The sequence below is a fragment of the Micromonospora sp. WMMD710 genome, from assembly GCF_029626045.1.
Lineage (GTDB): Bacteria > Actinomycetota > Actinomycetes > Mycobacteriales > Micromonosporaceae > Micromonospora.
Genome location: NZ_JARUBD010000001.1, coordinates 3,291,589 through 3,318,429, shown reverse-complemented (window position 1 = coordinate 3,318,429; position 26,841 = coordinate 3,291,589). Strand labels below are relative to the sequence as shown.

Below are 26,841 nucleotides of genomic sequence, written 5' to 3'. Positions count from 1 at the left end.
CGTGGGAGCGGGATGGCCGGCGGTCGCCGGCCGACGCAGCGCGGTGACACATGCGCATCTGTGGATATCAGCCGACCGGGGTCGCGGCAAGGCCCGGAGCCCTCGATGCGCCAAAAGATCGAGATAGGTCGACTTTACAAAAAGCGGCCTCTTGTAAATTGGCGTGACGACTGTCACTGTCGACGCAGGACGCGAGACCGGGAGGTTGGCCATGGCCGTCGATGCCGATCTAACCGTTGGGCCCGCCGACTGGCGGGACCGGCGCAAGCCGCTCTGGCCGCTGGCGCTGCTGGTGCCGGCGCTGCCCTTCGTCGGCTTCGCGGTGTGGCGGGCCGGCGGCGGCGCCTGGGCCTGGTGGCTCACCCCGGCCGTCGTCTTCGGCCTGATCCCGGTGATCGACCTGCTGCTCGGCGACGACCGGCAGAACCCGCCGGAGGAGGCGGTGCCCCGGCTCGCCGCCGACGGCTACTACCGCTGGCTCACCTACCTGTACCTGCCGGCCCAGTACGCGGCCCTGGTGCTCTGCTGCGCGGTGTGGACCCGCGGCCCGCTCTCCGTGGCCGGTGCCGCCGGCCTGGTCGCCACCGTCGGGGTGGTCAACGGCATCGCCATCAACACCGCCCACGAGCTGGGTCACAAGCGGGAGCGCGTGGAACGCTGGCTGTCCAAGGTGGCCCTGGCACCCACCGGCTACGGGCACTTCTACGTCGAGCACAACCGGGGCCACCACGTCCGGGTCGCCACCCGGGAGGATCCGGCCAGTTCCCGGCTGGGGGAGAGCTTCTGGGCGTTCTGGCCGCGTACCGTCCTCGGTAGCCTGCGCTCGGCGTGGCGGTTGGAGACCAACCGCTCCCGCGTCCGCGGCCGGTCACCCTGGACGCACCGCAACGACGTGCTCAACGCCTGGGCGCTGACCCTGGTCGGGTACGCGGCGCTGACCCTGACCTTCGGCCCGGCGGTGCTGCCGTTCCTGCTGCTCCAGGCCGTGGTCGGCTTCTCCCTGCTGGAGGTGGTCAACTACCTGGAGCACTACGGGCTGGCCCGGCAGCGCACCGCCGCCGGCCGCTACGAGAAGATCGACGCGCGGCACAGCTGGAACAGCGACCGCGCGGTCACCAACGTCTTCCTCTTCCAGCTCCAGCGGCACAGCGACCACCACGCCAACCCGTTGCGCCGCTACCAGACGTTGCGCAGTTTCGACACGTCACCGCAGTTGCCGGCGGGCTACGCCACCATGGTGGTGGTCGCACTGGTCCCGCCGCTGTGGCGGCGTCTGATGGACCACCGGGTGCTGGCCCACTATGGCGGCGACCGTACGCGGGCCAACGTCCAGGCCCGGCGCTGATAACGCGCCGCGATCAGTCGCCCGGCGCCCAGTCGGGGTCACGGCCGAACGCGGCCAGCAGGTGATCCTGCTCGTCGGCGTCGTCGGGCACCCGCACCCCGGTCCGGACCAGGTTGTCGACGCGGTAGTCGTCGACGCGGGTGGCGAACCACCGGGCGCACGCGCGTACCGCCTCCGGGTCCATCCGCGGGTCGGCCCCGATCGCCACCGCGACGTCCCAGCCGTGCACCAGGTGTTCGGCGAGGAGCTGCTGGAGGTACTCGGCGGCGGGGGTCTCGCCGGCGGAGAGGTGCACGGTGCGGTCGATCGTGCCGGGATGGGTGGCGGCGATCTCGGCCTGCGCGGCGGCCTCCCGCGCCGTGGTCGCGGGGTCGGTGCCGAGCAGGTCGCCGTCGAACCGGCCGCCGACCTCGTCGATGGTCCGGCCGGCGAGCAGCGGGACGCTCCACCGGTCCTCACCGACCACGTGGTTGATCAGCGCGCGGACGTCCCAGTCCGGGCATGGTGTCGGGTCGGCCCACTGGCCGGGCGAGACCTGGTCCACCCGGTCGACGAATTCGGCCAGGCTCCGGCGGTACGCCTCCAGCAGGTCCATACCGTCGATTGTTCCGGCCGGCGGGTGGGGCGGAGCCGTTTTGCGCGGGACGGTCGGTGCCGCCCGCCCCGACTCAGTCCAGCTCGGCCGGGTCGAGGCCCAACTCCCGGGCGGTGACCAGCCGGACCCACTCGCCGAACTGCCGGCGGGAGATCACCCGGTCGTGCACGGCGAGCTGCACGGCCAGCCCGTCCATCACCGCGCTGATCCGCCACGCCGCCCCGTCCGGGTCGGCGCACTGGAAGGTGCCCTCGGCCACCCCGGCGGAGATCACCGCGGCCAGGTCCTGCCGCCACCGCAGGTCGAGCCGGCGGGAGACCTTCTCCAACTCGGGCGTACGCAACGACTCGGACCAGCCGTCGATCCACATCGACCAGGAGGTGGCCCGGCCGGCCGGGGTGTAGAGCTTGAGGATCCGGCGGAGCTTGGTCAGCGGCGGAGCCGGGGACCGGGTAACCGCGTCCAGTCGGGCCAGGTCCTGCTCGACGGCGTACGCGAACGCCTGCGCGAGCAGCCGCTCCTTGGTGGCGAAGTGGTAGAAGACCAGGGCCTGACTGACACCGGCGGCCTGTGCCACGTCGGCCGTCCGGGTGTTGGCCAGACCACGCTCCACGATCACGTCGCAGGCGGTGCGCAGCAGGGCATCCAGGCGGATCTCGGCCGCACGTCTCGTCACGACCGTTACCGTAGCCCATCCGAACGAACACGAACAGTTACCGCCACCGCTTGATCCGCGATGCGACAGTCGGAAGCCGGACACTTCCCGGAGGTGCGGTCGGTCGTTCTCTCCAGAGTGTTCGTCGAGGTCTGGCGCTCGCCGCCGGAGAGCCGGACCGTCCGCCGGCCGGTCCGCGGCGCGGCCGGTCGAACCGTGTCGGAGTGTGACGGTCGGGAGTCGTTCGCGCCACCAGACCAGCTCCCTAGGAAGCTCACGGGTGTTGGTCCCGATCTCGGTGACGATGCCCCGGGACGCGCCGAGACGCCCCCCGAGTTGGCAGTCGTTCCCGGGCTCGGCTAAAGTTCTCATCCGTCACCCGGGAACACCGGGGGCGTGCGGACGTAGCGCAGCTGGTAGCGCATCACCTTGCCAAGGTGAGGGTCGCGGGTTCGAATCCCGTCGTCCGCTCGGAGCTGCCGCCACGCATGACGGGGGCAACCTCGGTGGGGTGGCCGAGAGGCGAGGCAACGGCCTGCAAAGCCGTCTACGCGGGTTCAAATCCCGTCCCCACCTCGGCATTATGCACGGGCGATTGGCGCAGTGGGAGCGCGCTTCCTTGACACGGAAGAGGTCACTGGTTCAAACCCAGTATCGCCCACCAGCTAGATGAAAAGGTCAAACGGCTCGTTACCGGACTCCGGTGACGAGCCGTTGCCGTTGTGGGGTGCCGTCCAGGTCGACAATGAGCCGGCGGCTCCGTCCCAGGAGCGGATGCGGCCACCGTGGCCGTACGACACCAGGGGGCCCGGCATGGCGATCCAGCGGATGGACAACGTTCTCATCGTGGTCGATGACCTCGACGCGGTCATCGCTTTCTTCGTCGAACTCGGCATGGAGGTGGAGGGCAAGGGGCCGGTCGAGGGCCGGTGGGTGGAGCGGGTCATCGGGATCGACGACGTCCGGCAGGACGTCGCGATGCTCCGGACCCCGGACGGCCACGGCAAGGTCGAGCTGGCGACGTTCCACACGCCGGCGGCGATCAGCGCCGAGCCGAGGAACGCGCCGGCGAACACGCTGGGCATCCGCCGCATCATGTTCGCCGTCGACGACATCGACGACGTCGTCGCCCGCCTGCGTACCCACGGCGCCGAACTCGTCGGCCACGTGGAGCGCTACGAGGACATCTTCCGGCTCTGCTACGTCCGCGGCCCCGAGGGCATCATCGTCGGGCTGGCCGAACCGCTCCGGTGAGCGGACGCCGTCCGATGCCTCGGGCCGACAACCTCGATCGAGGCGGTCGGCCCGAGGTCGGAACCGCCGGCTCGGCCGGCGTCGGAGGATGGTGCCGTCACAGCGGCGGGGCGATGTCCCGCCGTTCCTCGACGCGTCGGTACTCGACCGGCTGCTCCTCGGTGGTGACCACCTGGCGGCGGCGACCCCAGATCAGCGTGGTCATGATCAGGCCGAGCACGCCGGCGCCCATCAGGATCCAACCGACCACGTCGAGATTGATGCCGCCGACGCTGGCGTCGAGCGCGAAGGTGAGGATCGCGCCGAGCGCGATCAGGAAGATGCTGGTGCCGATACCCACGACAGCCTCCTTAGGGGGTGTGGTGCGCTGTCGAGGGTCATCAGTACCCCGGCGTCGACCAGCGCAATCGCCGCCCGTTACCTTTTTGATCGTCCCCAGCCGGGGACCCTCGGTCGCCCGGCCCGGTATGACTTCCTGCCCCTGTCGTTCGGATGATCCGGGGGGTGTTGTCGCCGGGTCGGGTGGCGTCGGCGGACCGCTGATAGGGACACGGCCACCCGTGTTGGGGTAGGTCTCTTCGTAACGTGGCTGCCGGCAGTCCGACGCTGACCAGCGGCCGGGGCCACGATGCGATGCGTGGAGGCGGGTGCGGTGCACGACGGATACGGCGTCTACCTAGGCTTGGACGTCGGCAAGGGTGATCACCACGCGGTCGGGTTGACGCCGGACGGCAAGCGGCTGCATGACGCGGCGTTGCCGAATACTGAGGTCCGGCTGCGGCAGTTGTTCGACAAGCTGGCTCGTCACGGCACGGTCTTGGTGGTGGTTGACCAGCCGGCCTCGATCGGCGCCCTGCCGGTCGCAGTGGCGCGGGCGTGTGGTCATCAGGTGGCCTATCTGCCCGGCCTGGCCATGCGCCGCATCGCTGACCTGCACCCGGGCACGGCGAAGACCGACGCTCGGGACGCTTACGTTATCGCTGACGCGGCCCGCACTCTGCAGCACACACTGCGGCGCGTCGACGTCGGCGACGAAGCCCTCGCGGAGCTGGAGGTGCTGGTCGGCTTCGACGACGATCTCGCGGGCGAAGCCACGCGCGTGTCCAACCGGGTCCGTGGCCTGCTCACGCAGATCCATCCGGCCCTGGAACGGGTCCTCGGCCCCAAGATTCACCACAAGGCGGTCCTGGAGCTGCTGTCGCGCTGCGGCGGGCCGGTCGGGCTGCGCAAGGCCGGCCGCCGCAAACTGCTGTCGATCGTCGGACCTCACGCACCCCGCATGGGTGAACGCCTGGTCGAGCAGATCATGAACGCGCTCGATGAGCAGACCGTGACCGTCCCGGGCACCCAGGCCGCGGAGACGATCCTGCCTCGCCTGGCTGACAGCCTCCGGGATGTCCTGCGGCAACGTGACCAGGTCGCCGGCGAGGTCGAGGGGATGCTTGATGCGCACCCTCTTGCCTCGGTCCTGACCTCGATGCCCGGCATCGGCGTCAGGACCGCCGCCCGGATCCTGCTCGAAGTCGGCGACGGAACCGCCTTCCCCACCCCCGGGCACCTCGCCGCCTACGCCGGCCTCGCCCCGGTCACCCGACGATCCGGCAGCAGCATCCGCGGCGAACACCCACCCCGAGGCGGCAACAAGAACCTCAAACGCGCGTTCTTCCTCGCCGCGTTCGCGTCCCTAGCCGACCCGGTCAGCCGGGCCTACTACGAGCGCAAGAGAGCCGAAGGCAAACGCCACAACGCGGCCCTCATCTGCCTCGCCCGACGCCGCTGCGACGTCCTGTTCGCCATGCTCCGCGACAAGATCCCCTACCAGCCCCGCCCCACCAGCCCCGTCCCCGCTTGACGAAACCCATAGGGACACCCCCCCCGTTACCTTTTTGATCGTCCCCAGCCGGGGACCCTCGGTCGCCCGGCCCGGTATGACTTCCTGCCCCTGTCGTTCGGATGATCCGGGGGGTGTTGTCGCCGGGTCGGGTGGCGTCGGCGGACCGCTGATAGGGACACGGCCACCCGTGTTGGGGTAGGTCTCTTCGTAACGTGGCTGCCGGCAGTCCGACGCTGACCAGCGGCCGGGGCCACGGATCGATGCGTGGAGGCGGGTGTGGTGCACGACGGATACGGCGTCTTCCTGGGTTTGGACGTCGGTAAAGGTGATCACCACGCGGTCGGGTTGGCCCCGGACGGCAAGCGGCTGCACGATGCGCCGTTGCCGAACACCGAGGCCCGGCTGCGGCAACTGTTCGACAAACTCGCCCGTCACGGTGCGGTTCTGGTGGTGGTCGACCAGCCGGCCTCGATCGGCGCCTTGCCGGTCGCGGTGGCGCGGGCGTGTGGGCATCAGGTTGCCTACCTGCCCGGCCTAGCGATGCGTCGGATCGCTGATCTGCACCCCGGTTCGGCGAAGACCGACGCGCGTGACGCTTACGTCATCGCCGACGCGGCGCGCACCCTGCCGCATACGCTGCGGCGGGTCGACGTCGGCGACGAGGCTCTGGCTGAGCTGGAAGTCCTGGTCGGCTTCGACGACGACCTCGCCGGCGAAGCCACTCGGGTGTCCAACCGCATCCGGGGACTGCTCACCCAGATCCACCCCGCCCTGGAACGGGTCCTCGGCCCGAAAGTCCAGCACAAGGCCGTGTTGGAGCTGCTGTCGCGTTGCGGCGGTCCGATCGGGCTGCGCAAGTCCGGCCGCCGCAGGCTGCTCTCGATCGCCGCAGTGCACGCGCCCCGCATGGGAGAGCGGCTCGTCGAGCAGATCATGACCGCCCTGGACGAGCAAACCGTCACCGTCCCCGGCACTGCAGCGGCGGAGACGATCCTGCCTCGCCTTGCCGACAGCCTCCGCGACGTCCTACGACAACGCGACCAGGTCGCCGTCGAGGTCGAGAGGATGCTTGATGCGCACCCTCTTGCCCCGGTCCTGACCTCGATGCCCGGCATCGGCGTCAGGACCGCAGCCCGGATCCTGCTCGAAGTCGGCGACGGAACCGCCTTCGCCACCCCCGGGCACCTCGCCGCCTACGCCGGGCTTGCCCCCGTCACCCGACGATCCGGCAGCAGCATCCGCGGCGAACACCCACCCCGCGGCGGCAACAAGAACCTCAAACGCGCGTTCTTCCTCGCCGCGTTCGCCGCCCTCGCTGACCCCGTCAACAGGGCCTACTACGACCGCAAACGCGCCGAAGGCAAACGCCACAACGCCGCCCTCATCTGCCTCGCCCGACGCCGCTGCGACGTCCTGTTCGCCATGCTCCGCGACAAGATCCCCTACCAACCCCGCCCCACCGCACCGATCGCAGCTTGACGAAACCCATAGGGACACCCCCCAGGGTGCCGCGCCCGCCGATCTTGGCATCGGGTAGAGTTTCCCCCGTTGCCGGCGCTTGCCGGGGACGTGCGGACGTAGCGCAGCTGGTAGCGCATCACCTTGCCAAGGTGAGGGTCGCGGGTTCGAATCCCGTCGTCCGCTCGCGATGTGCCCCACGGGGCCCACCACGGGCGATTGGCGCAGTGGGAGCGCGCTTCCTTGACACGGAAGAGGTCACTGGTTCAAACCCAGTATCGCCCACCATCTGTACGAGCAGATCAGCTGACCCGTTACCGGACTCCGGTAACGGGTCGGCGCGCCCGATAGCGGGCTACCCGCCGGCGCGGAGCACCTCGCTCAGCCGGTCGCGTCGCCGCAGCGCCGACTCGACCGGAACGACCGTGACGGCCGTGACGGCCGCCGCCAGCAGTGCCACGCTCACCAGACCCAACAGCCACCACGGCAGGACCGTCGCAGGGTCGGCAGCCTGGCCGGTGAGCAGCCGTAGGTCGAGCGGGCCGAGCGTCAGGCGTGCGAGCAGGGCTCCGAGCAGCGGGCCGTACACCACGGCGACCACGATCGGCGGCAGCAGCTCTCCGGCGGCGACCCAGCGGGCGTCGCGTGGCCGCAGGCCGAGGGTCCGCAGCCGGGTCAGGGTCTGCCACCGCTGCGACGCACCGGCGGCGGCGGCGAGCGTGAGACCGAGCAACCCCAGCGCCAGCAGCACCGCGGCGGCCGTCCACGCCAGCCGTAGCAGCCCCGCGGTCAGCGGAGCCACTCGCTGCGCCCGCAGGACGTCCGCGCGCAGCACGACGTCGGCGGCGACGCCGGTGTTCGACACGGCCCGCGCCGCGCCGGGGCCGGTCACCCAGACGGTGTTCGGAACGGCGGGCAGCCCGGCGTCGGCGAGGGCCGCGGCGTCCACGATGACGACGTCGTCGGCGCCGCCGACGGAGGGGGCCGTACCGACCGCGGCGAGACGGATCGCCGGGCCGCCGTCGCGGGACAGCTGCAGCCGCGCGCCGGTCCGCAGATCGCCGCCGCTGGACCGGACCAGCGCGGGGACGCCCCCCGGACCGGGTGCCGTGAGCCGGGCCAACGCCGGCGCGTCGGGCAGCCCAGTGGTGGCCAGCAGGCGTTGGAACGCGGCGGCGTCCACGATGACCAGGCGTGGGGTGAGCGGCGTCGATTCGGTGAAGACGCGTGCCGAGTCGGTCACCTGCGCGACGACGACCTGCCCTACCCCGGGCGCGGCGGCGATGCGCTCGGCGACCGCCGGCGTGGCGGCCTCTGCGCCGACGTCGAGGCGGGCGTCGGCGCCGACGGTGCTCCACGCGCCGTCGGCCAGGCCCCGCGTGACGGTGGCGCCGAGGATGAGCGCGAACGACGCGAGCGCGGTGGTGCTCACCAGGACCAGCAGCGGCAGCGCGCGTCCGGCCGTTGTGGCCGCCTGAGCGGCACCGAACACGGCCAGCGGGCGGCGCGAGCGCAGAGCCTGGCGGAGCGCGAACCGTGCCCCGAGGGGCAGCAGCCGGAGCAGGACGAGCGCGCCGACGAGCGTGCCCAGGGCGAGGGCGCTGATCGGCAGGATCAGGTCGCCGGTCACCTCACCGGTGCCGCCGTCCGGGGCGACCGGCAGGAGTCCGCGCTGGTGCAGGGTGACGACGGCGGCGACCGCGGCGATCAGGACAGCGGCCTCCACGGCGGCGCGGCGCAGCTGGCCGGTGGCCCGGATCCAGCGCCGGGCGGCCGGGTTGGCGGGTTGGCGCCGGTCGCGGCTGGCACGGGCGGCGGCGAGGGTGCCGAACGCCGGCCCGGCGACGGCACCGGCCACGACCACGGGAACGGCCCAGGTCCAGGAGATGCCCGGAGCCGCCGCGCGGGCGAGCGCGAGGCCGATGGCGGCGGCCGACAGGGACACCACGGCGGACTCGATGGCCAGTTCCGCACCGAGGTCGGGCAGCGCCGCCCCACGCTGCCGGGCGGCGCTCAGCGCCGGGGTACGGCGGCGCACCAGCAGGTCCGCGGCGAGCAGCAGGACCAGGACCGTGGCGGTCAGCACTCCGGTGAGCAGGACGGCGGACTGTGCGAAGACGGCGCTGATCCGTGTGCGGGCGTCGCGCAGGGTGGTGTCGAGCTGCGACTCCCACTTCAGGGACTCGTCGCGGGCGCCGGACGAGCCGGAGGCTGCCTTGAGCGTGACCACCTGGCTGGCGAGCGTCGCGGTGGTGTCCCAGGTGAGCGCCTCGGGGTCGGGGGCGAAGTGGACGGTGCGCCGCAGCTGGTCCTCGTCGACGGCGAGCCGGGCGTCCGGCAGCGACTCGCGCGACAGCAGTCCGGCGAACCGGGTGATGCCCACGCCGTCGGCGCCGGGCACGGGGCGCAGGAGTGCCGGGGCGAGTCGCCAGGCCGGGTCGGCGCTGTCCGTGGGTCGGTAGATTCCGCTGACCCGCACGTCCCTGTCGCGACCCTGGCCGTCCTTGACCGGGATTCGGGCGCCGGGGCCGAGGTGGAGTGCGGCGGCATCCGCCTCGGAGACGCCGACCTGCACCGGCCAGGGCGGTCCCTGGTAGGGGCTCTCGACGAATTCGTCTCCGACGGCGGGTCCGGGTGCGCCTCCGGCGATCCAGGTCACGTCCGGGCCGCCGTCGTCACCGGCCAGGTAGAGGAACTGGAAGGTACGCGGCACCCGACCGTCGGTGATGCTGAGGATCGGGCCGTTGACGACGGCGATGGGTGGGAGCAGCGCGGCGTCCAGGTCGGGTCCGAGCGCGTCTGTCGCCCGGGCGCGGAGGTCGTCGACGTCCTCGGCGAGGCGGGCGGTCCGGACCCGCCCGCCGGTCGGGCCGTCGTCGCGTTCCCAGTCGGCGTGTACGAGGACGGTCGAGTCGGAGCCGGCACGGCGGACCGTGTCCCGCACCGCGCTGTCGGCGGCGGCGCGGAGCAGCACCGGCACGGTCCCGGCGAGCAGCGCGACGGCCGCGATGACGGCGGCGGTGAGCAGCAGTGCTCCGGCATCGGTCCGGGCACGGCCGCGGATGCTGGGCCAGTGCGGCGCCGGCCAGCGGCGGGTCAGCCACCGGTTCACGGCGCCACCCGCAGGTGCGCGGCGTCGGCCCGGCGGACCTGGACGGTGACCACGACGGCGACCGCCAGCAGGCATCCGGTCAGCAGCACGGTGAGCAGGACGGCCTCGGCCGGCCACGGCCAGTGTGGCTGGGCGGCCGGGACGGGCGCGGCACCGGTGTCGGAGCGGACGAGCAGGGGAGCGACGACGCGGGTGGCGAGCGCGCCGACGGTCGCGCCCGCCGCGATCAGGGGCAGCAGAACGCCGGCGTGCTGTCCGAGCAGCACGCCCCGGATGCCGCGCCGGGACATCCCCAGGCCGCGCAGCCGCGCCACCTCCACGGCGCGGTCCTGGAGATCGCAGGTGACGTGCAGGACGACGCCGGCGAGCAGCAGCAGTGCCGCGGCCGGGACGATGAGCCGGAGCGCGCCGGGCAGCCCGGCGCGCAGCGGGCCGCCGGTGAGACGGGTGGTCTCCGCCTCGCGGGTCGTGACGGTGCCCAGGTGCAGGGCGGTGGCCCGCTCGGCGGCACCGGGACCGGCGGGGTGCCCGACCCACCAGGCGTCGACCGGGAACGTCAGGTCGCCGGTGACGGCGCGAGCGCGGGACAGCGTGTCCACGTCGGCCAGGACGGCGACGGCGCCGGGCGCGGACGGCACGGTCGGCACGACCTCGGTGACCACGATCGGGACGGGCGTGATGCCGACCGTGACGCTGAGCTGGCTGCCGCTGTCGGCACCGACCTCGTTGGCAAACCGGGCGGAGACGGCGACGGGCACCGGGCCGGGGTCCGGGAAGGCGCTGGCGACGAGGGTCCGGGCGGCGTCGTCGGCGCCGCCGAGCTCGACGGTCGCGGCCATCCGCAGCGCGGTACCCGTCGGCGTGCTGGACAGCGTGACCGCCGGGTCGCTCACCTTGCTCGGGACCGGCGGCGCGGACGTGGCGGTCCAGTCCGATGCGCCGGTGGTCCCTCCCGCCGACCCGGCGGGCGGCACGGTGAGCGTGACGGCTACGGCCACAGGTCCGGCGGCGGCTACCGGTTCGTCGCCCGCGTCGGCGGTGACCGGCAGGGCGACCGCGACGAGGCGCAGCCCGTCAGCCGTCGCGCAGGCAGGCAGTCGGACCTCCCGGCCGTCGAGCGGTACGGCGGGACCGGCGCAGGCCGTGCGGAGGCCGGTGGCGTCCTGCACCAGCAGCCGGGGCGTCACGGCGAGCGGGGTGTCGCCGGCCGCGGTCCCGCTCAGGACAAGCGGGGCGCCGGCCGGGACGGCGAGGCCGGTGACCCGGGTGCGTGGCGCCAGCGTGGCGGCCACGCCCGCCCATCCGCGGTCGTTGTCGATGTGTCCGCGCAGCAGCGCGTCGGCGCGGGTGGTGTCGACGGCGACCAGGCGTGGCGCGTCGCCGGCGGTGCCGAGCCACTGACCGACGGTGGTGCCACGGTCGAGGGCCGGACTCACCGCCCCGTCGGTGGCCGCGCTGACGAGCGCGCCGTCTCCGGCCACCGGCGCCGTGCTGAGGGTGAGGGCCAGGTCGGTGCCGACGGCGAGCGCAGCCTGGTCGCGCTGCGACTGGTGCCACGTGGTGTCGAAGGCGAGGCCGAAGGTCGCGGTCGCGCAGGCCAGCCCGACGAGCAGTCCGGCGGCGACCGCCTGGGGTCGGCGGGCGGCCTCGGCGACCGCCAGCGGGAGCGCCAGCCCGCGGGCGCGGTACGCCAGCCGGTCGGCGCCGCGCAGGGCGGGCAGTACCACCCGCAGCGCCAGGGCGGCGCCCGCGGTGAGCAGCAGCGCCGGCGCGAGCACCCGTACCGCGTCGGCGCGGGGGCTGGCGGCGGTGGGCTGCGCGTACAGCTGCCACCATCCGGTGCCGGCGAACACCGCGAGCATCAGGTCGGCGCCGGATCGGGCCAGCAGTTCGCGGCGGGTGCGCCGGTCGCCGGCCGCCGGGACGGGCCGGATCGCCAGGACGGTGAGGACAGCGGCGAGGACGAGCGCGCCGCCGGCGACCGCGAAAACCTGGGCGCCGACGATGGCCGGACGGGCGGTCAGGCCGGCGTCGTCCAGTGGGGGCAGGTGGGTCAGGCCGGCGTGCAGGGCCGACGAGGCCGGTATGGCGAGTGCGGCGGCGACGGCGGCGAGGAGCCCGGCCTCGACTGTCGCGGTGGCGGCGAGTTGGCGACGGCTGGTGCCCACGGCGGACCGCAGGGCGGTCTCGGCGGCGCGGATACCCGCGGTCAACCGGCCGGCGAGGATGAGGGCCGTCGCGGCCAGCACACCGCCGAGGGCGGCGATGGCGAGCACCACGGCGGCGGTGACGTGCCGCTGGTCGTCGGCGGACCGCAGGGTCAGCGGCAGGTCGGAGGCGACACGGGCGAGCTGGACGCGGTCGCCGAGGGTGCCGGCCAGCCTGCGGTCGGCAGCGCGGACGGCCCCGGCCACGGTCTCCAGGTCGCGGCGGTCGGGGTCGGACAGGTCCGGATGGGCGGTGACCTCCATCCGGTCCACGGTGGCACCGGTGGTGGCCAGGTCGGCGAGGTCGACGAGGAACGGGCCGTAGGCGTTGACCGGCTGCATGAAACGGCCGTCCCGGTAGCCGGTGGCGGAGCCGGCCGCTGCCAGCGGGTCACGGTCCCAGCCGCGCCCCGCGAGCGGGCGTACGACACCGACGACGGTCACGTCGAGGGCCGCGACGGGCGGGTGGGCCAACTCGGCGCCGAGGCGGACCCGGTGACCGGGGGCGAGGCCGAGCAGGTGGGCGGTGGACTCCAGCAGCACCGCGTCGCCCGGGTGCTGTGGCCAGCGCCCGGTGACCAACTCGGCTCGGGTCGGCAGGTCGTCCAGCCCGGACAGGTACGCCTGGGGCGCGACGGTGGTGCCCGGTGCGAGCGCCGGCGGCAGCGCCCGCAGCACTGTCGACGCCCGCGCGGTCGTCGTCACCGGGAACGGTGCCAGCGCGGAGGCCACCACGGCGCGGGTGTCGGCGGCGACGGACGGCACGTCCCGTCCCTCGACGGTGCCGGTGTAGACGGTCACGTCGACGGCGGTGGGGGCGGCGCGGGCCATGGCGACCTCCAGCGCCCGCTCGGCGGTGCGGGTGACCAGCAGGGTGCAGATGCCCAGCAGGGCCGCGCCGATCGTGACGACCCCGAGGAGGGCGGCCAGCAACGGCCACTGCGCGCGGGCGCGCCGGCTGACCAGCCTCAGCATCGTCGCGTCACCCGGCGTCCGGCCCGGGCGCGTACGGCTGCCCGGCCGCCCGCTCGTCGAGGTGTCCGTCATGGATGCGGATCACCCGGTCGGCCAGGGCCATCATCACCGCGTCGTGCGTCGACACCAGGACGGTGACGCCTTCGGACTCCGCTATCCCGCGCAGCAGGGCCATCACCGACAGTCCGGTCTCGGCGTCCAGTTGCCCGGTGGGCTCGTCGGCGAGCAGGAGCCGGGGCGAGGCGGCCAGCGCACGGGCGATCGCCACCCGCTGCTGCTGGCCGCCGGACAGCTCGGCCGGCCGCTGCTGGGCGTGGTCGGCCAGGCCGACCAGGTCCAGCAGCAACTCGACCCGCCGCTCGCGTTCGGCCGGGGCGACGCGGGCCAGCCGCAGCGGCGCGGCGACGTTCTCCGTGGCCGACAGCACCGGGATCAACCCGAAGCTCTGGAAGACGTACGACACCTTGTCGCGCCGCAGCCGGGACAGGCCGTCCTCGTCGAGCGCGGTGACGTCGGTGCCGTCGACGTGCACGGTGCCGGCGTCCGGGCGGTCCAGACCGCCGATGACGTTGAGCAGGGTGGTCTTGCCCGAGCCGGACCGGCCGACGAGCGCCACCATCGCACCGGCGGCCACGTCGAACGACACGCCGCGCAGGGCGTGTACGACGCTCGGCCCGGTGCGGAAGCGCCGGTGTACGCCGCGCACGCGCAGCAGCGGTTCGCTGCTCATTCGCCGCGTGCCGAGTCGGAGCGGATCGTGATGTGGTCGGGTTCCAGGGCCAGCCGGACCCGTCGGGTCAGCGCCAGCGCCTGGCGGAACTCGCGGGGCACCTGGACCCGCCCGGCCCGGTCCATCACCGCGTACTCCTCGGCGATCGTGTGCGTGTCGCCCTCCGCGTCGGTGGTGGTGCGGCGCAGCACCTCGCTGCTGGTGCGACCGTCGCGGATCGCGACGGTCCGTTCCACCTGGCCGCTGACCTCCGGATCGTGGGTCACCACGACGACGGTGACGCCGTACCGCCGGTTGACGTCCCGCAGCACGCCGAAGACCTCCGCGGACGTGGCGGCGTCCAGCTCGCCGGTCGGCTCGTCGGCGAGCAGGACCCGCGGTTGGTTGGCCAGCGCCACCGCGATCGCGACCCGCATCTGCTGCCCGCCGGAGAGTTGCCCGGGGCGCCGATCGGCGCAGTCGGCGACACCGAGGCTGTCCAGCAGGTCGGCCGCGCGCTCCCGGCGTTCCTTCTTCGCGGTGCGGGCCGCCGTCATCGGCAGGTCCACCATCTCCCGTGCGGTCAGGTACGGGATCAGGTTGCTCGCCGTCTGCTGCCGGACGAACCCGACGGTGTGCCGCCGGTAGTCCACCCGGTCCGCGCGGGACATCGCCAGCAGATTCCACGTCTCGACGCGGACCCGCCCGGCGGTGGGCGCGTCGATGCCGGCCAGGATGGAGAGCAGCGTCGACTTGCCCGACCCGGAGGCACCGACGACGGCGACCAGCTCGCCGCTGTCCACGGCCAGGTCCAGTCCCTGTAGCGCCTGCACCTCGATCGAACCGGTCTGGTAGATCCGCACCAGGTTCTCGCAGACGATGAGCGCGTCCCGGCCGAACTCGGGCGCCCGCGCGGATGGCTGCGGCAGGGGCAGCGGTGTGCTGGACATTCCCCTTCTCCGTCCCGGTTGTGTCGAGGTTGAGCCCGCCTCGGGTAGCGGATGCGCCAAGCGCCTCGATCGCCGGTGTTGACGCAGATTGAAGTAGTTTCGCAACCGGCGGCTTCGTTGACCATGCCCCGGGGCGGCTTTCCGCCACCTGGCGATGCCGTCTTCGCGATGGTGGGTCGTGAGTTCTGCCATGGGCAGATCCGCTCCCGGTGAACAGGGGTGTCGTCGGCCGACCCGCGCGGCAGGGTTAGGCGCATGAGACTGCTGGTGCTGGGCGGTACGGGTTTCGTGGGCGGGGCGACGGTCACCGAGGCGGTCCGCCGTGGCTGGTCGGTGACGGTGTTGAACCGGGGGTTGCACGGCGCGGTGCCGCCCGGTGTGCACCGGCTGCGGGGTGACCGCACCGCGCCGGACGGCCTGGCGGCGCTGGCCGGCGGCGAGTGGGACGTGGTGGTGGACACCTGGGACGGCGCCCCACGGGCGGTACGCGACGCGGCCCGCGCGCTGGTCGGCGCGGCCCCGCACTACGCCTACATCTCCAGCGGCTCGGTCTACGCCCCGCCGGTGCCGGCGGACGTCGGCGAGGAGGCGTCCATCGTGGACGGGGCCGCCGACGCCACCGAGGGGGACTATCCGCAGTTGAAGGCGGGCGGGGAGCGGGCCGCCACGGAGGTCTACGGCGAGCGGGCGCTGCTGGTGCGGGCCGGGCTGATCCTCGGGCCGGGGGAGGACATCGGCCGCCTGCCCTGGTGGCTGCTGCGGGTGGCCCGGGGCGGGGTCGTGCTCGCGCCCGGCCCGGCGGACCTGCCCGTGCAGTACCTCGACGTGCGGGACCTGGCCGGGTGGACGCTGGACCGGGCCGCCGAGGGGACGGGCGGCGCGTTCAACGTCATCAGCCGGCCGGGGCACACCACCATGGGCGAGCTGCTGGAGTCGGCCGTCGCGGTGACCGGGTCCGACGCGCGGTTGCGGTGGACCGACCCGGAGGCGATCCTGGCCGCCGGTGTAATCCCCTGGAACGACCTGCCGATCTGGGTGCCGCGCGGTCACGAGTTCCGGTGGTTGCAGGAGCGCGGCGTGCGCAAGGCGTACGCGGCGGGGTTGACCTGCCGGCCGGTGGCCGACACCGTCGCCGACACCTGGCGCTGGCTGACCGCCGTGGGGTCGGTGCCGCCGCGCGCCGGCCGACCGGCCCGCGCGCCGGTGGGCCTCGACCCCGAGCGGGAGGCGGCACTGCTCGCCGCCTGAGCCGTGGACCGCTCAGGTCTGCGCCACCGGCAGGTCCAGCACCTCGTCGACGTCGCGGCGGGGTGTCGGTCGGCCCGGCTGGCCGTACCCGATCCGCAGCACCATCTGCGGCGTGCCGAACCGTCCCAGCGACAGTCGCAACTGCTCCCGGGCGGTGGGCACCTCGATCGGTTGGGAGAGCATCGACACGCTGAGCCCGGCGTCGGTGGCGGTGAGCAGCAGCCGTTGCAGCGCCTGCCCGGCGATCACCTGGTCCACGGCCGTGTTGCCCACCGAGCCGAGCACGCCCACCAGTGGCTCGGGCTCGAAGTCCCGCCCCGGGGCGCGGTCGCGTCCACCGAAGCCGCGCGTCGGCAGCACGTCCTGCGGTTCGCCCTGCGGGCCACCGGCCGAGGCGGGTACGCCGTCGGGCGCGGGCTCCCGACGCAGCCACCGGTCACGCTCGGTCCGGTACGCGGGATCGCGCTCCAGCACCCGGTGCGCGCTGCGGGCGATCTCCCCGAACGCCGTCACCGCGCTCACCCCGATCAGCAGCTCCAACCAGCACTCCTCGGCGCGGGCCGCCTCTCCGAGACGCCAGCGGGCGTCGGCGGGCACCGGGTCCGGCCAGAACGGCATCCGGTTGCTGAACCGGCGGGCGATGGCCGCGTGCAGGGACTGTTCGGTGGGGGTGGGCCGGCGGGGAACGTCCGGCACCAGCCGGGCCACCAGGTCCGGCTCGGCCGGGTCGGGTCGGAGCCGCACCCGGGGCGGTACGCCGGCCACGGCCAGCGCGACGCGCAGGTTGAACAGGGTTGCGCCGCAGGCGATCCGTACGCCCCACCCGCTCGGGTCGGTCGCCGGCAGCCGGCGGGTGGGGTCGGCCAGCACCTCGATTCCGCCGTCACGCAGTCGCAGCCGCCACGGCTGGGTGTTGTGCAGCGACGGTGCCCGGACCGCGTCCACGGCGGCGGCCCGCAGGTGGGCCGCGGTGTAGCCGATGTCCATGGCGGTGCTCCTTTCCCGGTGGGCCGGCGGTGGGTGGTGCCGGTACGGCGGCGCACCCCTACGGTCCGTCCGCGGGGTCGGCGCTGAGCAGGGCCGGACGTCCCGATCCGCCGGGCCCGACCGGCCCTGACCGGGCGTCCCCGGCCGTCGGTCCGTGGTGGTCGGGACCTTCGGCCCGTGCGGCGGTGCGCGGGCACCGGGTAGAAACGAGGGATGATCCGCGTGTTCCTCCTCGACGACCACGAAGTCGTCCGCCGTGGCCTGGCCGACCTGTTGCAGAGCAGCGGCGACATCGAGGTGGTCGGCGAGTCCGGCTCCGCGCAGGAGGCGGCCCGCCGCATTCCGGCGTTGCGGCCCGACGTGGCGATCCTCGACGCCCGGCTGCCCGACGGCAACGGCATCGACGTGTGCCGCGACGTGCGCGCCGTGGACTCGTCCATCAAGGGCCTCATCCTCACCTCCTACGAGGACGACGAGGCGCTGTTCGCGGCGATCATGGCGGGCGCCGCCGGGTACGTGCTCAAGCAGATCCGCGGCACCGACCTGGTCGACGCGGTGCGCCGGGTCGCGGCCGGGCAGTCGCTGCTCGACCCGGCCATCACCACCCGGGTGTTGGAGCGCATCCGCAACGGCGTCGAGCAGCCGCGCGAGCTGAAGTCGCTCACCGAGCAGGAACGGCGGATCCTGGAGTACGTGGCGCAGGGGCTGACCAACCGGGAGATCGCCGGGAAGATGTTCCTCGCCGAGAAGACAGTGAAGAACTACGTCTCCAGCGTGCTGGCCAAGTTGGGCCTGGAACGCCGCACCCAGGCCGCCGTCCTGGCGACCCGCCTGCTCGGCAAGACCACCTGACCTGCCCCGCGCCGGTCAGTCGCGCAGCGGCACGGCCCAGCACAACTCGGTGCCGTGCGGTTCGACCCGGCCGACCGTGAAGGTGCCGTCGTGGCGGTCGGCGCGTTCCCGCAGGTTGACCAGGCCGCCCCGGGCGGCGGCCGGGTCGCAGCCGACCCCGTCGTCGGTGACCGTCACGCTCACCTGGCCGGCGTCGACACGGACGGCGACGGCGACCCGACCGGCCTGCGCGTGGCGGACCGCGTTCGACAGGGCCTCGCGCAGCACGGCGGTGAGGTCGGGGCGGATGGCGTCCGGGACGGCGCTGTCCACCGGCCCGGTCAGCTCCAGGTGTGGCGTGAAGCCCAGCGCCTCGGCGGCCAGCTCGATCGCCTCCCGGATCTCGGTGCGCAGCGCGGCGGTCATCGGTGTCCGCAGCTCGAAGATGGTCCGGCGGATGTCGCGGATGGTGGCGTCCAGGTCGTCGACGGCCGCGTTGATCCGCTTGGCGACCTCCGGGCGGGTCATCATCGGCGCGGCGCTCTGCAGTTGCAGGCCGGTGGCGAAGAGCCGCTGGATCACCACGTCGTGCAGGTCACGGGCGATCCGCTCGCGGTCCTCCAGGACCACCAGCAGCTCCCGTTCCTCCTGGCCGCGGGCCCGTTCCATGGCCAGCGCCGCCTGCCCGGCGAAGCTGCCCAGCAGGGCCACGTCCTCCTCGCTGGCGCCGCCGCCGCGCTCCGGGCGGTGCGCCACGATCAGCACACCGTGCAGGGTCTCGGCCGTGGCCAGTGGTGAGATCATCGCCGGGCCGGTGTGCAGCAGCGCCGGCCACGGCGCGGCGTGCGCCAGATCGTCCACCTGGTCGTGCCGCCCCTCGGCGAGCGCCGCGCCGAAGCTGGTGTCAGCCGCCGGGAGGACCGTGCCGACCAGCGCCCGCGCCTGCTCGTCGGCGCCGTCGACCACCTCGACGGTGAACTGCGCGGCGTCGCTGTCGTAGAGGAGCACCAGGGCCAGCTCGGCCTCGGCGACCTCCCGGGCACGGCGGGCGACCAACGCCAACGCGTCGGTGCGGCGGACCTCGCCGAGCAAAACCGTGGTGATCTCGGCGGTGGCGGCGAGCCAGCGTTCCCGCCGGTGCGCCAGGGCGTACAGGCGGGCGTTCTCGATGGCCACGCCGGCGGCGGCGGCGAGCGCGACGACGATCTCCTCGTCGTCCTCGGTGAACTGCGCGCCGCCCTGCTTCTCGGCCAGGTAGAGGTTGCCGAACACCTGGTCGCGGATGCGCACCGGAACGCCCAGGAAGCTGTGCATCGGCGGGTGGTTGGCCGGGAACCCGTACGAGCGGGGGTGCTGGGTGATGTCCGGCATGCGCAGCGGCCGGGGGTCGTCGATGAGCAGGCCGAGCACGCCCCGCCCGTGCGGCAGGTCGCCGATCCGCGCGTGCTGCTCGGGCGTGATGCCGTGCACGATGAAGTCGTGCAGCAGCCGGTCCGGACCGACCACGCCCAGCGCCCCGTACTGGGCGCCGACCAGCTCGCAGGCCGCCTGCACGATGCGTTGCAGGGTGGTGCGCAGATCCAGGTTGGTGCCGATGCCGACCACCGCGTCCAGCAGGGCGCGCAGCCGCTCCCGACTGGTGACCACCTCGCCGACGCGGACCAGCATCTCCTGGAGCAGCTCGTCGAGGCGGACCCGGGACAGGGGGCTCAGCCCGAGTGACGGGGTCACCGGCGATTCCGGACGGGGGTGCGGGACGCTGCTCGTCACGGGGCGATGGTAGCGCCGGTGCCACTCCTGGCCGGACCCGTCACTCGCCGCGGACCGCGGAGGTGTCGACCACCTGCTCGGTGGCGAGCCGCGGGGTGTGCGGCGGGCCGGCATGCGCCGGGTCCGCGATCCCCAACCGCAGCACCAGGTACGGGAAGCCGAGCCCCGCGAGCAGCTGACGCAGGATCTCCCGGGTGCCCGGCACCTCCACCACGGCGCTGAGCGGCACCACCGACACACCGAGCCGGGTGGCGGTCAACCAGCCGGCGGAGAGCGCCTCACCGGCACGCAGCCAGCTGTCCGGTTCGTCCTCGTCGCCGTGCAGCAGCGCGTACACGGCCGCGCGGTCGTGACCGGGACCGACCGGCAGGCTGCCGGGGCGGCCGAAGTCGCGGGCCGGCACGGTGGTCTGCGGTGGCTGCTCGGGCAGCACCTCCGCCGGCAGCCCGGTGCCCGCGCCGGCCCGGCCCGTCCAGTACGCCAGTTCGGCGCGCAGCTCCGGATCCTCGGCCTCGACCGTGTCGGCGTGCCCGGCCGTGGCGGCCAGCTCCAGCACCTGGTCACGGTCGAGGATCTGCAGGCGGCCACCCTCGCCGGTGACCGCCCGGGTGATCTGCTCGATCGCGGCGGTCGGCACCGGCTCGTCGCTGACCGGCCGCCGGTCGGTGTGCCGGACCTGCATGCACTGCACCATGTGCATGGCGTCCGGGTCGGCGTCGGCGCGGCTCAGGTCGGTCAGCCGGGCCAGCAACTCGCGGTCGCCCGGGTCGGGCAGTCGTTCCACCACGGCGCGCCATCCCTGCGCGGCCAGCGCCAGGCGGGCGTGGTGCAGGGCGGCGCCGCAGCTGATCGCGAGCAGCCGGCCCTCCGGATCGGTGGCGGCGAGCTGCCGGTCGGCGACGGTGCGCAGCTCCAGCGCGTCGGGCAGCACCCGCCAACGCCACGGCTGCGTGTTGTGCACCGAGGGCGCGTGGCCGGCGGTGGCGGCGGCCTCCGCCAGCGCGGTGGTCAGCTGGCTCTCCTGACTCATGGTCACGACCTTTCCGTCTCTGCCCATCGTGCCTCACGGGTGCGGTGCCGCGCGTGGCTTGCCGCACCATCGTGTGGCATCCGGTGCCGTCGCACAGGGGCCGCAGGTCCCGACCCCGTCGGGTCGTTACGCCCGTCGGCCGGGTCGGCCCGGTGGCGAATCGGCCGGTGTCCGGCCGGAGACGGCAATGGGCTGCGACGATGCGCAGGTGAGGGCCGAGCCGACCGAGTGCGTACCGGAGCGGCCGGTCCGCAGCCGCGTCCGGCGGTGGTGGGCGTGGACGCCACTGCTCGGGCTCGGCGTCGCGGTGCTGGTCGGCGCGGCCCTGCGGATCGCTGGTCGACCGGGCGCGGCCGACCTGATCTGGGCGGCCGTCACGGTGGCCGCGCTGCTGCCCGCCGCCTGGTCGATGCTACGGGCGTTGTGGCACCGGCACTTCGGCGTGGACGTGATCGCCGTGCTGGCCCTGGCCGGCGCGCTCGGGGTCGGGGAGTACCTGGCCGGGGCGGTGATCGCGGTGATGCTGGCGACCGGGCGGTCCCTGGAGTCGTACGCGCAGCGTCGCGCGACCCGTGACCTGCGGGCGCTGCTGGCGCGTGCCCCACGTACCGCCCGTCGGCGTGGACGCGACGGCGCGATCGAGGTGGTGCCGCTGGATCAGGTGGCGGTGGCGGACCGGTTACTGGTCGGGCCGGGTGACGTGGTGCCGGTCGACGGGACCGTCGACGTCGCGGTCACCCTGGACGAGTCGGTGGTGACCGGGGAGTCGCGCCTGGTCCAGCGGGCGGCCGGGGAGTCGGTGGCCAGCGGCGTGGTCAACGCCGGCGCCGGGTTCGGGATGCGGGCGACGACGAGCGCGGCGCAGAGCACGTACGCCGGGATCGTGCGACTGGCCGAGGAGGCGACCGCCCGCAAGGCGCCGATGGTCCGGCTGGCCGACCGGTACGCCGCCGCGTTCGTACCGTTCACCCTGGTCCTGGCCGGCCTGGCGTGGCTGCTCTCCGGTGACGTGGTCCGGGCGGTGGCGGTGCTGGTGGTCGCCACCCCCTGCCCGCTGCTGCTGGCTACCCCGATCGCCATCGTCTCCGGGCTGTCCCGGGTGGCCCGGCGTGGGGTGCTGGTCCGCGACGGTGGCTCGCTGGAGCTGCTCGGCCGGGCCCGCACCCTGCTGGTGGACAAGACCGGCACGCTCACCGCCGGCCACCCGCGTGCCGCCGAGACGGTCGTCGCCCCGGGGGGCGACCGGGACGAGGTGCTGCGGTTGGCGGCGTCGGTGGACCAGCTCTCCCCGCATGTGCTGGCCGCCGCGCTGGTCCGGCAGGCCCGCGAGCGAGGGCTGGCGCTGACCGAGCCGGCCGACGTGACCGAGGAGCCGGGCCGGGGGGTCAGCGGCCGCGTCGACGGGCGGCTGGTCCGGGTCGGGCAGTTCGCCGGCGAGTTGCCGGCGTGGGCGGACCGGGCGCGCGCCCGCACCGAGCTGGCCGGCTGGTCGGCGGTGTGGGTCAGCGACGGCTCCGGGCCGCTCGGCGCGATCCTGCTGGAGGATCCGGTACGCCCCGACGCCCGCCGGACCGTGCGTCGGCTGCGCGCGGCGGGGCTGCGCCGGATCGTGCTGGTCACCGGTGACCGTCCGGCCACCGCCGCGCAGGTCGCCGCGGCGGTCGGCGTGGACGACGTCCTCGCCCGCTGCACGCCGAGGGAGAAGGTGGCCCGCGTCCGGGCGGAGGCCGAGCGGGCGGTCACCGTGATGGTCGGCGACGGGGTGAACGACGCGCCGGCGCTGGCCGAGGCGCACGTGGGTGTGGCGATGGGCGCGACCGGTGCGACCGCGTCGGCGGACGTGGCCGACGCCGTGCTGACCGTCGACCGGCTGGACCGGCTCGCCGACGCCGTGGAGATCGCCCGGTACGCCCGCGGCATCGCCGTGCAGAGCGCCACCGTCGGGATGGGGTTGGCGGTGCTCGCGATGCTCGCGGCGGCAGCGGGCCTGCTGCCGCCGGTGGTCGGCGCGTTCCTGCAGGAGGGCATCGACGTGCTGGTCATCCTCAACGCGTTGCGGGCCCTCGGCGGCGGGTTGAGTCGCCGGGACGTCTCGCCGCACACGCGGGCGCTGCTCGCCCGGTTCGCCGGAGAACACCAGGCGGTCCGCGACGTGCTGGCCGGGCTGCGCGACACCGCCGACCTGGTCGCCACCGACGCGGGTTCGGCGCGGTGCCTGCCGGCGCTGCGGGAGACCCACCGCCGGCTGACCGAGCAGGTGCTGCCGCACGAGGCCGGCGAGGAACGGCAGCTGTATCCCGCGTTGGCCGACCCGTTGGGCGGCGGCGAGGCGACCGCGACGATGAGCCGGGCGCACGTGGAGATCCGCCGCCAGGTCGACCTGCTCGGCGTCCAGCTCGCGCAGACCGACGACGGGCGGCTGCGCCCGGATCAGGTCCCCGACCTGCTGTCCACCCTCTACGGCCTGGACGCCGTGGTCCGCCTGCACCTGGCTCAGGAAGAGGAGGAGTTCTTCTCCCTCGACCCGTCCGACCCGGCGCCCGAGCGGCCGTGACTCCCGGCCCGGCCGCACCCGTCCGAGGGCGCGGCCGGGCCGGCGTCAGCGTTCCCGGACCACCGCGACCGGGCAGTGGGCGTGCTGGATCAGCTGTTGGCTGACCGAGCCGAGCAGCATCCCGGCCAACCCGCCCCGGCCCCGGGTGCCGACCACCACCAGCCGCGCGTCGCGGCTCGCCTCGATCAGCATCGCGGCCGGGCTGCCCGCCACCAGGTCGACGCTGATGCTCAGCTCGCTGAACGTCCGCCGCCACGGCTCCAGCGCCTCCTCCACCGAGGCCCGCTCATCGGGCACCCCGGCCTCAGCGTTGGGGCCCGGCGTCCAGGCGTGCAGGACGCGCAGCGGCACCTGCCGCTGCGCCGCCCGTTCCGCCGCGAAGCCGAGCGCCACCAGCGACGGCTCCGAGCCGTCCACACCGACCGCCACCGGGCCGGGCGGCGCGTCGGTCGTCGCGGCGACCGCCCCGTCGCGGACCACCACGACCGGACAGTGGGCGTGCGCGGCGACCGCCACGGCCGTCGACCCGGCCAGCAGGCCGCCGAACCCGCCGTGGCCCCGGCTGCCGAGCACCAGCATCCCGGCCTCGGCCGAGCGTTCCTGCAACACCAGGGCCGGCGGCCCGTCGTAGACCTCGCCGGTGACCGTCAGGCCAGGATTCGCGGCCGCGGCGTCCCCGGCGGCCTTGCGGACCAGGTCCTCGACCTGCCGTCGGGCGGTGTCGTCCGGCCAGACGCCCGGCGCCACGCCCGGGCCGACCCAGCCGGCGACGGTCAGCCATTCGAAGACGTACGCCAGTCGCACCGGCTGGCCGCTGTGCCGGGCCTCCTCCAGCGCCCAGTTCAGGGCCGTCGACGCGTCGGTGGAGCCGTCGTAGCCGACCAGGATGTCCGCGTCCCGCACGTCGTCCTCCTCAGGGGTTCGTCGGATCGGTCTCGCGGACCCAGCGCCACTCCGCGACCCGGGGATCGTCCTCGCCGTACCGGCGGGTGTAGTCGCGGGCCGCCTGCCGGGCGTCGACCATCTGCTGGCGCAGGTGCGCGGCGCGGGCGGCCAGCCCGGGCACCCGGTCGATGACGTCGATGACCAGGTGGAAGCGGTCCAGGTCGTTGAGCATCACCATGTCGAACGGGGTGGTGGTGGTGCCCTCCTCCTTGTAGCCGCGCACGTGCAGGTTCTCGTGGTTGGTACGGCGGTAGGTGAGCCGGTGGATCAGCCACGGGTACCCGTGGTAGGCGAAGATGACCGGCCGGTCGTCGGTGAAGATCGTGTCGAACTCGTTGTCGGTGAGGCCGTGCGGGTGCTCGGTGTCCGGCTGGAGCCGCATCAGGTCGACCACGTTGACCAGCCGCACCTTCAGCTCCGGGAGGTGCTGGCGCAGCAGTTCCACGGCGGCGAGGGTCTCCAGGGTGGGCACGTCACCGCAGCAGGCGAGCACGACGTCCGGCTCGGTGCCCGCGTCGCTGCTGGCCCACTCCCAGATGCCCAGGCCGCGCCGGGTGTGCTGGATGGCCTCGTCCATCGTCAGCCAGTTCGGCGACGGCTGCTTCCCGGCGACCACCACGTTGATGTAGTGCCGGCTGCGCAGGCAGTGGTCCATCGTGGCGAGCAGGGTGTTCGCGTCCGGCGGCAGGTAGACCCGGACCACCTCGGCCTTCTTGTTGACCACGTGGTCGATGAAGCCGGGGTCCTGGTGGGAGAAACCGTTGTGGTCCTGGCGCCAGACGTGGCTGGACAGCAGGTAGTTCAGCGAGGCGATCGGCTGCCGCCACGGGATGGCCCGGGTCACCTTCAGCCACTTGGCGTGCTGGTTGACCATCGAGTCGACGATGTGGATGAACGCCTCGTAGCTGGTGAACACGCCGTGCCGGCCGGTCAGCAGGTAGCCCTCCAGCCATCCCTGGCACAGGTGCTCGGAGAGCACCTCCATCACCCGGCCGTCGGGGGACAGGTGGTCGTCGCCGGGCACCGTGGCGGCCACCCAGGCCCGGTCGGTCACCTCGAAGGCGGCGCCCAACCGGTTGGAGGCGACCTCGTCGGGCCCGAACAGCCGGAACGTCTGCGGGTTGGCGGCGATGACGTCGCGGATCCACGGGCCCAGCACCCCGGTCGCCCCGGCCATCGGTTGGCCCGGCTCGGGGACGTCCACGCGGTAGTCGCGGAAGTCGGGCAGGGTCAGGTCGCGCAGCACCACTCCGCCGTTGGTGACCGGGTTGGCGCTCATCCGCCGGTCGCCGCGCGGTGGCAGGGTCCGCAGCTCGTCGACCGGCGCGCCGGTGGCGTCGAACAGTTCCTCCGGGCGGTAGCTGCGCAGCCACTGCTCCAGTTCGGCCAGGTGTGCCGGGTTGTCGCGGACCCCGGACAGCGGCACCTGGTGGGCGCGGTAGGTGCCCTCCACCTGGGTGCCGTCCACCTCGCTCGGGCCGGTCCAGCCCTTCGGTGTCCGCAAGATGATCATCGGCCAGCGGGGCCGGTCGACGACGCCGCCGGAGCGTGCCCGACGCTGGATCTCGGCGATCTCGTCCATGGCCCGGTCCATCGTCGCGGCGAGCGTGCGGTGCACCTGGGCCGGATCGTCGCCGGCCACCACGTACGGCTGGTAACCCGAGCCGCGCATCAGCTCGAGCAGGTCCGTCTCGGGGATCCGGGACAGCACCGTCGGGTTCGCGATCTTGTAGCCGTTGAGGTGCAGGATGGGCAGCACCGCGCCGTCGCGGGCCGGGTTGAGGAACACGTCGGACAGCCAACTGCCGGCCAGCGGGCCGGTCTCCGCCTCGCCGTCGCCGATCACACAGGCCACCACCAGGTCCGGGTGGTCGAACGCGGCGCCGTACGCGTGGCTCAACGCGTACCCCAGCTCACCGCCCTCGTGGATCGAACCCGGCACGTCCGCCGCGACGTGGCTGGGGATGCCGCCGGGGAACGAGAACTGCCGGAACAGCCGGGCCATCCCGGCCTCGTCGCGCGCCACGTCGTGGTAGCGCTCCGACCAGGTGCCCTCCAGCCAGGTGTTCGCCACGATGGCCGGGCCGCCGTGCCCGGGGCCGGTGACCAGCATGGCGTTCAGGTCCCGCGCGACGATCACCCGGTTGAGGTGGGCGTAGATCAGGTTGAGCCCGGGGCTGGTGCCCCAGTGCCCGAGCAGCCGCGGCTTGATGTCGTCGGCGGTCAGCGGCTCGCGCAGCAGGGGGTTGTCCAGCAGGTAGATCTGCCCGACGGTGAGATAGTTCGCGGCGCGCCAGTAGGCGTCCAGCCGGCGCAGCTCGTCATCGGTGAGTGCGCGGTGCACGTCGAGAGCGGTGTCCATGTTGCTGCCTCTCGCGGGTA

Annotated in this window: 19 protein-coding genes and 5 tRNA genes; 12 read left to right on the top strand and 12 right to left on the bottom strand. The window is 73.9% G+C overall.

All coding sequences use genetic code 11. From position 1 onward, the window contains the following. Positions 1–211: 211 nt before the first annotated feature. On the top strand, positions 212–1,345 hold the full coding sequence (locus O7620_RS15200; RefSeq protein WP_278123535.1) for an alkane 1-monooxygenase: 1,134 nt from the start codon (positions 212–214) through the stop codon (positions 1,343–1,345). Between the two features lie 13 nt (positions 1,346–1,358). Here O7620_RS15200 and O7620_RS15195 read toward each other — a convergent pair whose 3' ends face one another. Next, entirely contained in the window at positions 1,359–1,940 is a 582-nt protein-coding gene (locus O7620_RS15195) for a TIGR03086 family metal-binding protein (protein WP_278123534.1), read from the bottom strand. Positions 1,941–2,013: 73 nt separating this feature from the next. Next, the gene (locus O7620_RS15190; protein WP_151488864.1) at positions 2,014–2,616 is read right to left on the bottom strand and encodes a TetR/AcrR family transcriptional regulator; all 603 of its coding nucleotides are present in this window, start codon (positions 2,614–2,616) and stop codon (positions 2,014–2,016) included. 377 nt (positions 2,617–2,993) lie between these two features. On the opposite strand from O7620_RS15190, the gene O7620_RS15185 reads away from it, so the two are divergent. The 4 genes from O7620_RS15185 (at position 2,994) to O7620_RS15170 (ending at position 3,849) form a co-directional block, all read left to right on the top strand. After that, positions 2,994–3,066: transfer RNA gene (locus O7620_RS15185), tRNA-Gly, on the top strand. Between the two features lie 34 nt (positions 3,067–3,100). Beyond that, positions 3,101–3,171, top strand: a tRNA-Cys gene (locus tag O7620_RS15180). Between the two features lie 13 nt (positions 3,172–3,184). Next, positions 3,185–3,259: transfer RNA gene (locus O7620_RS15175), tRNA-Val, on the top strand. A 149-nt stretch (positions 3,260–3,408) separates the two neighbouring features. Beyond that, entirely contained in the window at positions 3,409–3,849 is a 441-nt protein-coding gene (locus O7620_RS15170) for a VOC family protein (protein ID WP_278123533.1), read from the top strand. 97 nt (positions 3,850–3,946) lie between these two features. Here the strand turns inward: O7620_RS15170 and O7620_RS15165 are convergent, their stop codons facing one another. Then, on the bottom strand, positions 3,947–4,189 hold the full coding sequence (locus O7620_RS15165; RefSeq protein ID WP_278123532.1) for a DUF6458 family protein: 243 nt from the start codon (positions 4,187–4,189) through the stop codon (positions 3,947–3,949). A gap of 288 nt (positions 4,190–4,477) precedes the next feature. Here O7620_RS15165 and O7620_RS15160 point away from each other — a divergent pair, with 288 nt between their 5' ends. The 4 genes from O7620_RS15160 to O7620_RS15145 all read left to right on the top strand — a co-directional run bounded on the left by O7620_RS15160 (position 4,478) and on the right by O7620_RS15145 (position 7,429). Next, positions 4,478–5,701, top strand: coding sequence for an IS110 family transposase (locus O7620_RS15160; protein ID WP_278123531.1), 1,224 nt, complete (start codon positions 4,478–4,480; stop codon positions 5,699–5,701). A 261-nt stretch (positions 5,702–5,962) separates the two neighbouring features. Beyond that, positions 5,963–7,162 carry an IS110 family transposase gene (locus O7620_RS15155; RefSeq protein ID WP_278126835.1) on the top strand — a complete coding sequence of 400 codons (1,200 nt, stop codon included), beginning with the start codon at positions 5,963–5,965 and terminating at the stop codon, positions 7,160–7,162. A gap of 92 nt (positions 7,163–7,254) precedes the next feature. Continuing rightward, positions 7,255–7,327, top strand: a tRNA-Gly gene (locus O7620_RS15150). Between the two features lie 27 nt (positions 7,328–7,354). Next, positions 7,355–7,429: transfer RNA gene (locus O7620_RS15145), tRNA-Val, on the top strand. 67 nt (positions 7,430–7,496) lie between these two features. Here O7620_RS15145 and O7620_RS15140 read toward each other — a convergent pair. Genes O7620_RS15140 through O7620_RS15125 form a run of 4 tightly spaced genes read right to left on the bottom strand, consistent with a single transcriptional unit; the run spans position 7,497 to position 15,094 of the window. Next, entirely contained in the window at positions 7,497–10,253 is a 2,757-nt protein-coding gene (locus tag O7620_RS15140) for an FtsX-like permease family protein (RefSeq protein ID WP_278123530.1), read from the bottom strand. After that, positions 10,250–13,435: an FtsX-like permease family protein gene (locus O7620_RS15135; protein ID WP_278123529.1), complete on the bottom strand. Its 3,186-nt coding sequence runs from the start codon at positions 13,433–13,435 to the stop codon at positions 10,250–10,252. The genes O7620_RS15140 and O7620_RS15135 overlap by 4 nt, the downstream gene beginning before the upstream one ends. A gap of 7 nt (positions 13,436–13,442) precedes the next feature. After that, on the bottom strand, positions 13,443–14,165 hold the full coding sequence (locus O7620_RS15130) for an ABC transporter ATP-binding protein (RefSeq protein WP_278123528.1): 723 nt from the start codon (positions 14,163–14,165) through the stop codon (positions 13,443–13,445). Continuing rightward, positions 14,162–15,094, bottom strand: a complete 933-nt coding sequence (locus O7620_RS15125; RefSeq protein ID WP_278123527.1) for an ABC transporter ATP-binding protein — start codon at positions 15,092–15,094, stop codon at positions 14,162–14,164. Before O7620_RS15125 ends, O7620_RS15130 begins: the two co-directional genes overlap by 4 nt. Positions 15,095–15,349: 255 nt before the next feature. Here O7620_RS15125 and O7620_RS15120 point away from each other — a divergent pair, with 255 nt between their 5' ends. Beyond that, positions 15,350–16,342, top strand: a complete 993-nt coding sequence (locus O7620_RS15120; protein WP_278123526.1) for an NAD-dependent epimerase/dehydratase family protein — start codon at positions 15,350–15,352, stop codon at positions 16,340–16,342. Positions 16,343–16,354: 12 nt separating this feature from the next. On the opposite strand, the gene O7620_RS15115 is transcribed toward O7620_RS15120, so the two are convergent. After that, the gene (locus O7620_RS15115; protein WP_278123525.1) at positions 16,355–17,329 is read right to left on the bottom strand and encodes a nitroreductase; all 975 of its coding nucleotides are present in this window, start codon (positions 17,327–17,329) and stop codon (positions 16,355–16,357) included. A gap of 213 nt (positions 17,330–17,542) precedes the next feature. Between O7620_RS15115 and O7620_RS15110 the strand changes: the two genes are divergently transcribed. Then, positions 17,543–18,181 (top strand): response regulator transcription factor, encoded by a 639-nt coding sequence (locus tag O7620_RS15110; protein ID WP_151488863.1) that lies wholly within the window; start codon positions 17,543–17,545, stop codon positions 18,179–18,181. 15 nt (positions 18,182–18,196) lie between these two features. Here the strand turns inward: O7620_RS15110 and O7620_RS15105 are convergent, their stop codons facing one another. Together O7620_RS15105 and O7620_RS15100 are read right to left on the bottom strand one after the other, a co-directional pair. After that, on the bottom strand, positions 18,197–19,828 hold the full coding sequence (locus O7620_RS15105; RefSeq protein ID WP_278127013.1) for a GAF domain-containing sensor histidine kinase: 1,632 nt from the start codon (positions 19,826–19,828) through the stop codon (positions 18,197–18,199). A 142-nt stretch (positions 19,829–19,970) separates the two neighbouring features. Then, positions 19,971–20,987 carry a nitroreductase gene (locus tag O7620_RS15100; protein WP_347403768.1) on the bottom strand — a complete coding sequence of 339 codons (1,017 nt, stop codon included), beginning with the start codon at positions 20,985–20,987 and terminating at the stop codon, positions 19,971–19,973. Between the two features lie 181 nt (positions 20,988–21,168). Between O7620_RS15100 and O7620_RS15095 the strand changes: the two genes are divergently transcribed. Further along, a complete protein-coding gene (locus O7620_RS15095; RefSeq protein WP_347403767.1) occupies positions 21,169–23,514 on the top strand; it encodes a heavy metal translocating P-type ATPase in 2,346 nt (781 codons plus the stop codon). Positions 23,515–23,559: 45 nt separating this feature from the next. Here the strand turns inward: O7620_RS15095 and O7620_RS15085 are convergent, their stop codons facing one another. Both O7620_RS15085 and O7620_RS15080 read right to left on the bottom strand, forming a co-directional pair. Continuing rightward, positions 23,560–24,417: a universal stress protein gene (locus tag O7620_RS15085; protein ID WP_278123524.1), complete on the bottom strand. Its 858-nt coding sequence runs from the start codon at positions 24,415–24,417 to the stop codon at positions 23,560–23,562. 10 nt (positions 24,418–24,427) lie between these two features. Then, positions 24,428–26,821 (bottom strand): phosphoketolase family protein, encoded by a 2,394-nt coding sequence (locus tag O7620_RS15080; RefSeq protein ID WP_278123523.1) that lies wholly within the window; start codon positions 26,819–26,821, stop codon positions 24,428–24,430. Between the last annotated feature and the right edge of the window lie 20 nt (positions 26,822–26,841).